3 protein-coding genes are annotated in these 4,298 nt (G+C 40.7%); 1 reads left to right on the forward strand and 2 read right to left on the reverse strand.

Features of this window, described 5'->3' with window-relative positions; genetic code table 11:
- Positions 1-49 precede the first annotated feature (49 nt).
- Both A6K76_RS16270 and A6K76_RS16275 read right to left on the reverse strand, forming a co-directional pair.
- Positions 50-697, reverse strand: coding sequence for a uridine kinase family protein (locus A6K76_RS16270; RefSeq protein WP_066466630.1), 648 nt, complete (start codon positions 695-697; stop codon positions 50-52).
- Between the two features lie 61 nt (positions 698-758).
- Positions 759-1,376, reverse strand: coding sequence for a phosphoribulokinase (locus A6K76_RS16275; RefSeq protein ID WP_169818044.1), 618 nt, complete (start codon positions 1,374-1,376; stop codon positions 759-761).
- A gap of 849 nt (positions 1,377-2,225) precedes the next feature.
- On the opposite strand from A6K76_RS16275, the gene A6K76_RS16280 reads away from it, so the two are divergent.
- Positions 2,226-4,298: DUF8202 domain-containing protein (locus A6K76_RS16280; RefSeq protein WP_211271784.1), on the forward strand; the 2,073-nt coding region annotated here is incomplete at its 3' end.

A 4,298-nucleotide genomic window follows, 5' to 3' on the forward strand; every position in this document is an offset into this window, starting at 1 on the left:
AAATAAGTAAATTTAAAATTCGGTTAACATTTATGCGACGCTAGTGAATCTATATAGAAAAAGTATTTTTCTCAACAATCCACGGCTGTGCAATCGTACTTTTTACAACGATATCAAACTGCTCGCTATACGGATGCATAAACAGTTCGTACTGCATGCGGCGGTCGTTGTGAGATGCTTTTAAATAATCGAGCTTCATGCCACGTTCGGTAATATCTCGGCTGGCGCGGCGATGAAATTCCGTTTCGCTATCGGTATAAAAATAAAGGCGTACATCGAATAGGTCAGCATGCGCAAACGCAACGGACATTCCTTCCACAATCGTAATGCGGTGCTTTCGATGTAATCGTTCGCTTGGCGCGTAATGTGCATCAATCGTCATTACATCAAGACCGTTATGAACCATTGCAATGTCGCGCTCGAGTGCAGGTATAAAATGTGCAGCAGGGTGGCATGCGGTCATTTTTGACGTGTACGCTACACCTTCATATGTATACGGCATCATCGTATATTTGCGAATATCGGAGCTAACAATGTATGGATCGGTATTGAGTACGTTCACATCAAATGGTAGTCGTTCAACGAGCTGTTCGGTAAACGTCGTCTTGCCTGCTGCGCCGTGCCCTGAAATGCCAATGACGAGCGAACGATTTTCACGCTCAATCCATTCGAGCATTGTTTGTATCATCTTCATCATCCTTTCTACAGCAGTATAACAACAAAAAGGAGCAGGCGCATTGATGCACGTGCTCCTCCATTTAAACGAGCATATTTTTTTCAACAATCCACGGCTGGTCAATCGTACTTTTCATAACGACATCAAACTGCTCGCTATACGGATGCATAAACAGCTCGTACTGCATGCGGTCGTTGTCGTACGAAGCTTTTAACTCATCTCCATTTTCGCCGCTGCTTGCACGTCGCTGAAATGCTGTTTCACGATCGGTATAAAAATAAAGGCGTACATCGAAAAGCTCAGCATTCGCAAACGCAACCGTCATCCCCTCGACAATCGTAATGCGACGCTTCTGCGGTAAGTCGTGCTGTGCGTAATACGGATTAATTTTCGTCTTTGTTTCATCACTCTTACGCATCGCAATGTCGCGCTCTAATGCGGCTACGTAATGTGCTCCAGGATGGCACGCCGTCATTTTTGATGTATACGAAGCACCTTCATACGTAAATGGCACGATCGTATAATTACGAATGTTCGCGCTCATAATATATGTATCCGTATTCAGCACTTCCACCTCTCCAGACAGCTGCTCCGCCAATTGCTTCGTAAACGTCGTCTTTCCTGCTGCATCATGCCCCGAAATGCCAATGACGAGCGAACGATTTTCGCGCTCAATCCAATGTAGTAGCGTTTGTAACATGTCCATCACCCCTTTTGTTTCAGTATAGCAATATTCAGGGGATGTCACAAAACAGCGAGCATATTGAAAATTTGAATTTCGATGCAATAGTAGGTCAAAAATCGAAATATAACATAATTGTGTGTTTCGTATAAAGAGTGAAAGACGTGATGTGTAAAGTCACTTAAATCTGCGAATAGTATTTAGTTCGTCACGGAAGATCGGAAAAATACTGCGATTGAAGCAATGTCTGAATGATCGTCCGTTGCATTTACATAGATTGTTAGTGTTAGAGCATCGGTAATACTTCAACTGAATGAACGACGGGTGCTGTTACATAATTAGTGTGATCTTCTCCTAAATGGTGCTTAAAAACAAAATCATTAGTTTTAATATGGTCCCTTATTCAAGGACAAATGAAAAAAGAGCTTAATTTGTCGAACTGTTCGATCGCTTGTGTAGGAAGACATCGATCTCAATGTAGCTTGCAAACTCTAATTATATTGTGCTGAGGATGAAAGTGATACTGTTGGACGTAAAAAATAACTAGGAGGCTTGAGTGTTTACATACAATGTCGTCTCGATTTTAACAGCCTATAAACGACTAGCATAGAGCAAGTGATACTAATGGAGAGCTAAATTTAAGAGATTAGACGAATATTTTTATCTTATAAGACAATAGATGTGCTTGTTGCGAATTAAAAAAGAAATTTAGTTAAAATTTACTCATAAGTAGTGTAAAAATCCATATTAACACTTAATATGTACTAGAATTTTATTGTATTTCTGTGATACAATATGGAGAATTTGCGCTATCGATAAATAGTTGAAAGTGTAAAATCTAAAAATATATAAGGAAATGGAATTTTTATGAAGAAAACAAAACATGAGCGAATTTGGAAGCGATCTGCTAACAGTTTCTTGGCGGCATCTTTAGTTGTCAGTAGTGCATCAGTCGGCTTACCACAGCAAGCAGCAGCAGAAACTGAATCAGTTCCAGCTACACCGTATCCTGGCGGTGTAAGTACAGGACTGACATCGTGGGTAGATTTAGAAAAAAGTGTGGATCAGGGGAAAGTCAATACGAAGGGTCAAGTAACAGAGCTAAAGGATTTAGCACCCAATGTGACAAGAAGCTGGGTACCACACAATCAGTTAATTAATAGTCCATATGAAGACTATTTATTTAAAAAGCATGATACGACGAAGATGTTGAACTTTAACTATGCGTTCACAAGTTTATATGAAACTAAGCAATTTAATTTAGACGATCAAGTACGTGAGGTGTTTTCTGTACAAGCACCGAAAACGACGTCGGATGTAGCGCCTTGGGAGTTTGGTGGAAACTACGAAACTGGAAAGCAAGAATACAGTACAAGTGAAATTCGTACATATTTTAGTAGCACAGCAAACCTAGTAGTATCCAATCCACCTGTTTCAAACATTGACGTATTAAATGTAATAACTAAGCTAGATGAAATGTCATTGGCGTTAAACGGTAATATACTAAAGAAGACGAATTCAAATGGGTTGGATTTAGTAGGGAAGGGAAGTGAACGCTATTATGTCGGTGCCACACATATGGGCCAATATAAAGAATTAGTTGGCGAAGTGCTATTGTTCAATCGCGAGCTTGATTCTCTAGAGCGTCAAAAGATCAACAGTTATTTAGGCTTGAAATACGGATTAACGATTAAAAGTCCAGACAACCAGCCGACAGATTATGTTGCGAGCGATGGAACGATTATGTGGTCGGCAAATGATAATGAAGGTTACGGCGCGAGCATCACAGGTATTGGACGCGACGATGCAGGGGCACTGTACCAAAAGCAATCGAAATCAAATCAAAAAGATGCGTTCGTGACAATTGCATTAGGCGATGAAATCAAAATTGCCAATAAAGATAATACAGGTGAAATAGACAATCAGACGTTTTTCACATTTAGTGATAACAACGCAGCAAAGGATTTCACTGTTCCATTAAACAATATGCAATTACCGGCTACTATAGCGAATAAAAATGCGGATACAAAATCGGCTATGATGATGCCGCGTATTTTTAAGGTAGATAAAAGTGCAAATTGGAACGAGCAAACGATTACGTTGAAGGTAGATGGCATTATGCCGAAAGATGCGAAGTTATATTTGTACGTACATAACAACGACCCAGCATTTACTACTGACACGCAAGTATTCGCTATTGACGAAAAAACGAACACCGTGACAATACATAACAGCAAGTTAAGCGATGCTAGCTACTTCACGTTTATGAAGCAGATCGACAAAGCTGCATTAGAGGAAGTATACAATATAGCTAGTAGTTTAAAGGAACAATACTATGAAGTGTCTACATGGGCGCCATTTGCTACACAATTAGCGGCGGTGAAAGGTGTTTTACAAGACGCAAACGCAACACAAGCGGAAGTAGATGCCGCGTTAACAGCATTAGAAGAGAAAAAGGCAGCTTTAAAAGAGAAGCCAGTGGATAAAACAGCTCTTCAGGCATCCGTAAATACGATCCCGATCCCGACGCTGCCAGCAACAGCGTACACAGAGGCAAGCTGGCAAGCATATGAGGAAGCATTAGCCGAAGCAAACGACGTATTAGCTGATGCAAACGCAACGCAAGCACAAGTAGATGCGGCGTTAACAGCATTAGAAGAGAAAAAGGCTGCGTTAAAAGAAGTGCCAGTGGATAAAACAGCTCTTCAAGCAGAGGCAGACAAAGCAAAAGATTTAGAAGAAGCAGCATACACAGAAGCAAGCTGGCAAGCGTATGCAGAAGAAGTAGATGCAGCTTTAAAAGTGCTGGAAGAGAAAAAGGCAGCGCTAAAAGAAGTGCCAGTGGATAAAACAGCTCTTCAAACAGAAGTAGACAAAGCAAAAGATCTAGTAGAAGCAGCGTACACAGAAGCAAGCTGGAAAGCATATGCCGAAGCATTA

The organism is Caryophanon latum, assembly GCF_001700325.1.
Lineage (GTDB): Bacteria > Bacillota > Bacilli > Bacillales_A > Planococcaceae > Caryophanon > Caryophanon latum.